At 69.1% G+C, this 5,121-nt stretch carries 5 protein-coding genes; 2 read left to right on the top strand and 3 right to left on the bottom strand.

All coding sequences use genetic code 11. The features are described from left to right. Both FLW16_RS42605 and FLW16_RS42600 read left to right on the top strand, forming a co-directional pair. A partial coding sequence (locus FLW16_RS42605) for a cellulose binding domain-containing protein (RefSeq protein WP_185949857.1) occupies positions 1-522 on the top strand: 522 nt, incomplete at its 5' end. 45 nt (positions 523-567) lie between these two features. After that, positions 568-1,395, top strand: a complete 828-nt coding sequence (locus FLW16_RS42600; protein ID WP_142566673.1) for an SAM-dependent methyltransferase — start codon at positions 568-570, stop codon at positions 1,393-1,395. A gap of 260 nt (positions 1,396-1,655) precedes the next feature. Here FLW16_RS42600 and FLW16_RS42595 read toward each other — a convergent pair whose 3' ends face one another. From FLW16_RS42595 to FLW16_RS42585, 3 genes are all read right to left on the bottom strand, one after another. Beyond that, complete coding sequence (locus tag FLW16_RS42595; RefSeq protein ID WP_142566672.1) at positions 1,656-4,034, bottom strand: ricin-type beta-trefoil lectin domain protein; 2,379 nt, start codon at positions 4,032-4,034, stop codon at positions 1,656-1,658. A 232-nt stretch (positions 4,035-4,266) separates the two neighbouring features. Then, the gene (locus tag FLW16_RS42590) at positions 4,267-4,506 is read right to left on the bottom strand and encodes an arabinofuranosidase catalytic domain-containing protein (RefSeq protein WP_221891597.1); all 240 of its coding nucleotides are present in this window, start codon (positions 4,504-4,506) and stop codon (positions 4,267-4,269) included. A gap of 69 nt (positions 4,507-4,575) precedes the next feature. Further along, a partial coding sequence (locus FLW16_RS42585) for a cellulose binding domain-containing protein (protein ID WP_142566671.1) occupies positions 4,576-5,121 on the bottom strand: 546 nt, incomplete at its 5' end.

Genomic DNA, 5,121 nt, shown 5'->3' with positions numbered 1-5,121 from the left:
GGCATCAGCATCTCCGGCGTCGGCCACCAACTGCCCATGAGCGGCCAGCTCGCCTACGCCATCTCCTTCCTCGGCCTCGACTCCACCACAACCCCCTCCCCCTCACCGTCAGCGACCCCGTCACCCACCCCCTCGCCCACGCCCTCTCCCAGCGCGTCGCCGAGCAGCACGCCGTCGCCGTCCCCGTCACCCACCGCGGGTTCGGGTCCCTGCCGGGTCAGCGCCACCGTCAACGCCTGGAACAACGGGCTGACCGAAAGCCTCACCATCACCAACACCGGCTCCTCGGCCGTCAACGGCTGGTCGCTGGCCTTCACCCTCCCCGGCGGACAGACCATCACCAACGGCTGGAACGCCACCTACTCCCCCACCAGCGGACAGGTCACCGCGAAGAACGTGAGCTACAACGGCTCGCTGGCCCCTGGAGCCTCCACTGAGATCGGCTTCCAGGCCACCCACACCGGCAACGCCGGCAAACCGACCGCGTTCACCCTGAACGGCGTGACCTGCAGTGTGGCGTAGCCCCGCTCCGGCCACGGAGAGACCGAGAGACGGCCAGGAGTGCAGGTGGCGGATCTGACAGAGACCCGGGTCGCGGCCGCCGCGCGGATCAACACGGCGGTGGCGCACCCGGCTCGGGTGTACGACTTTCTGCTGGGCGGCAAGGACAACTACGCGGCCGACCGTGAGGCGGCCGAGGAACTGGTCAGGGTGTCTCCCGGCACTCGTGAGGGCGTCCGCGCCCACCGTGCCTTCCTCCGCCGGGCGGTGCGCCACCTCGCCGAGGCGGGTGTCTCGCAGTTCCTCGACATCGGCACCGGCATCCCCACCCAGGGCAACACCCACGAGATCGCGCAGGAGCTCGATCCCAATGCGCGGGTGGTCTACGTGGACAACGACCCGATCGTCCTGGTCCACGGCCGGGCTCTGCTGACCGGCACGGGGATGACCACGGTGATCGAGGCCGACCTCCGGCAGCCGGAGGTGATCCTGTCCCATCCCGAGGTCCGGGCCGTGATCGACTTCACGCGCCCGGTCGCCGTCATCCTGGCCGGCGTCCTGCACTTCGTCACCGACGAGGAGGATCCGTACGCCACGGTGGAGCACATCAAGGCCGCCGTGCCGGGGGGCAGCCGGCTGCTGCTGTCGCACATCACCCTCGACTTCGCGCCCCGGCTGCGCGAGGAGGACTTCACGAAGCCCTACGACAAGAGCACCGCGCCCATGGTCCCCCGTACGCACGCCGAGGTGGTGCGGTTCTTCGAGGGCTGGCACGTGGTCGATCCTGGCGTGGTCGAGGTGGTGAAGTGGCGGCCGGACGACAAGGAGCACCAGGAACCCATCCCGGGCGGCGGTCATGCCTGGGCCTACGGCGGAGTCGCCATCAAGCCCTGATCGAAGGACCGGGGCGGCGCCTGCTCCACGAGTGATTCGGGAAGCGGCGCGGTCGCGGGTGACGAGGTTCGTCACGAATGCGCGGCCCGGGATCCGGGCCGCGCATTCCCCACTTCTGCCTCGGTTACGGGCGTCGGTCGTGGTCAGGTGGATCGGCAGGACTCGTCGCCCGGCCCGCGGACCACCACCATGGTCCGCGGGCGTGGCGACAGGTCGTACCGATGGGGTCGGAGGTCGCCGCCATGGGCGACCGTGTCATCTCAGTTGCGGCTCCACTGCTGGTTGGCTCCGCCGTTGCAGGACCACAGGATGATCTTCGTGCCGTTGGTGGTGCCGGCGCCGTTGGCGTCCAGGCACAGCCCGGACTGGACACCGGTGACGGTGCCGTCGGCGTTGAGGTTCCACTGCTGGTTGGCCCCGCCGGAGCAGTCCCAGATGACGACCTGGGTGCCGTTGGAGGTGCCCTGGTTGTTGGCGTCGAGGCACTTGTTGCCGTACACCTGGAGCTGCTTGCCGGAGGTGTAGGTGAACTGCTGGTTGGCTCCGCCGTTGCAGTCCCACAGCGCCACCTGGGTGCCGTTGGTCTGCGACTGGTTCGGCACGTCCACGCACCGGCCGCTGGCCAGGCCGCGCAGCACGTTGCCGTTGCCGCTGGGGCCTCCCTGGCCCGGCGTGATGGTGAGGTTGTCGAACTGGGCCGTCTCGGTGGTGCTGGTGCCCAGGCCGATCTCTCCCGCGCCCCAGGTGCCGTCGGTGACCGAGCCCACCTGAGTCCCGTCGATGCTCGCGGTGATCGTGCCGCCGGAGAAGCCCAGGGCCAGGGTGTGCCAGCGGCCGGTGCCGAGCCCGGCGACGTTCCCGCTGCGGATCGTCGTCATCGCGTTGTCGACGTTGTTGCGGATGATCTGCCAGGCGCCGGCGTCGGTCACCCGCAGGTAGTAGGCGTTCAGTCCCTCGGGGCCGAAGGAGTGCTGGGCGCCCGCCCGGCCGATCAGCTCGACGTAGCCGCTCTGCTCCAGCAGCACGTCCGCGGAGACGGTGTAGTTGCTCCAGCTCAGGTCACCCAGCAGGGCGTACGGGTGGGAGCCGCCGGTCCACAGGATCGGCTGGCGGGGGGCCATCTGGCGCACGCACCGGCCGGACCGGCCGCCGCCGCAGCCCACGATCTCGAACGAACCCTGCATGTCCGAGAGGTACTTCGCCTCGCGGCCCACGGCGTAGGAGTCGAAGTCGTCGGAGTACGGCAGGGCCATCGTGCCCCGGGCCGGGCTGGTCGCGGTGCCCTTGCCCTGGCCGGTCGTGGTCGTGATCGAGTAGACGTACCCCGGCTGGACCGTCAGCGAGAAGGCGCCGTTGGACGGGGTGATGTCGCTGGAGTGGACGAAGTAGTCGGCGGAGTTCCCCGAGTTGAGGTTGGTCGCCCACACGTGCACCTGGCCGGTGGACAGCCCGCCGGTCACGTTGAAGTTGAGCGTCTGGGCGCCGGTGGCGTCCATCGTCTCGATGATCGTGCTGTAGTCGGAGTTGTTCGGGGACTTCAGCGACACGTAGCTGCCGTTGTTGCGGTTGCCGCCGATGTAGCCGGTGGAGGAGTCCAGGTACTTCCAGCCGGGAGCGGTGACCTGGGTGGTCTGCGCCATGACCCAGGCGCTCTTGCCGATGGCGTAGTAACCGGACCAGGGCTGCGGCGCGACCGCCACGCCCATCGTGGCGAAGGGCAGGTTCGGGGCGATGGCGGCGATGACCGGCCAGTTGATGTAGGCCGTCATCTTCCCGTCGATGTAGTCCCGGTTGATGCCCCTGGCCAGCGCCTTGGCTCCGTCGTTGTAGTCGTCGGAGCCGTTCTCGCTGGCCCACAGCGCCTTGCCGGAGTTGATCGCGTTGGTGGAGCTGGGACAGTTCGTCTGGGGACCTCGGTAGCCACAGACGTAGTGCGATCCGTACACGTCGACCGCGTTGCGGAAGGCGGTGTTGTTCACCGCGTCGTCGGCCATGCCCCAGCCGAAGTTGTCATCGGCGATGATCTTCACGTTGGTGTAGCCGTGGGAGTCCAGGGCCGAGTTGAGGTTGACGTACCAGCTCGTGTTGCGGCCCTTCTCGTTCCAGCCGCCCAGGTAGTCGATGGTCAGGTTGTGGCTGTTCTTGGCGCAGCCCAGCCAGTCGACCAGGTAGTTGATGGTGTCCTGCGACCAGAAGTTGCCGTTGCCGAGCCAGCCCGGGGCGCCCCAGGCCAGGCCCACCAGCTTGATGTTGGGGTTGCGGGCCTTGGCCTGCTCCATCAGCCACCACTCGTAGCCGCGGTTGCAGTCGAGGTCGCCGGAGGTGTGCCGGTGGCTCGGCTCGGCCCCGTCGGTGGAGTTGGTGTCACCGCCGATCTCGACCTTGAGGATCTGCATCGACGCGCCGTATCCCGGCTTGAACAGGTAGTCGAGGATCTGGCTGCGCTGCGGCTCTGGGTAGTCGACCAGCAGGCGGCTGTTGCCGCCGCCGCCGCTGATCGCGCCGACACCGTCGAAGGTACGGCCGCCGGAACCACCGTTGATCGTGATTCCGACCGCCGCACGCGCCGGCGACACGGCCACCAGGGACATCGCGACTGACAGGAGCGCGACCACCACACTCATGGCGACGCGCGCCATGCTTTCTCTTCGCCGGCTCATGGGGGTCCTTTCGATGAGGTAGGGCGAAATGGACATGGCGACAGACCGGCCGGGAGCGGGCGCCGTCAGGGGCGCCCACGGCCGGGTGCCGGGGGCTCGGGCATCGACGTCACGTGACGTGCTGCGAGCTCTCCAGCCGCATGGGCGAGTAGCCGTTGGGCAGCGGACCCGAGAAGGTCCTGGTGAGCCCGCCGCTGTTGCCGTTGCCGGCTCATGGTGGCGTTGCCGGTGTCGTTGTGGGGTTCTCACCGCTGTGGTCGGACGCCCGCTGCACCTGGTAGAGCGGCCCGTTGTAGGACGCGAACAGCGCGCGGGTGGTGCTGTGCGCCGCCGCGCACGCCGTCCCGCCCGCGGCGTAGATGTCACACGGAAGCGACGTGGCGGCCTGCGCCGGCGCCTGCGCGGCGACCGCCCAGGCGAACGGCGCGGACAACGGAACCAGCGCCGCCATGATGAGACGGAGGAGTCTTCTCCTCGTGTTCACCGGATTCCTCCGATCGGGGGCGCGACACTCTCGCCCTCAGACGGCGGTGCACGTGAGAGACCATGCCGACGGGGTGCCGCCGGCGAGGAAGCCGAACGTCGTGGAGGCGGACGGCTGGAGTGAGCCGTTGTAGGAGACGTTGGTCACCGACGCGGCCGAGCCGGTGGTGCTCAGCGTGCCGTTCCAGACCTGGTTGATGGTCTGGCCGTTGCTCAGGGTCCACGTGACGGTCCAGCCGTTGATGGGCGCGTTGCCGGCTGTCACCGTGATCTCGCCCTGGTAGCCGCCGGACCAGGTGTTGGTGGTGCGGTAGGTGGCGTTGCAGGCGCCGCCGTTCGGCGTGGGCGTGATCGTCGGGCTGGGCGACGGCGACGGCGACGGTGACGGGGACGGCGAGACCGGCGGTGTGGGTGAGGGGGAGGTCGGGGGTGTCGGTGAGGGGCTGGTGGGCGGCTCGTCGTTGCCGGTGAACTGCCACCAGTTCAGGTTGAACAGGTAGCCGCTGCCGCCGGTGAATCTGAGGTAGAGGTCGTGGGTGCCGGTCGCGCCGGTGACGGGGCAGGAGACGGTGGTCCAGGTCTG

Origin of the sequence: Microbispora sp. KK1-11 (assembly GCF_006874435.1) — a bacterium.
GTDB lineage: Bacteria > Actinomycetota > Actinomycetes > Streptosporangiales > Streptosporangiaceae > Microbispora > Microbispora catharanthi.
The sequence above is the reverse complement of the archived record's forward strand: the minus strand, read 5'-3'. Positions and strand labels throughout refer to the sequence as shown.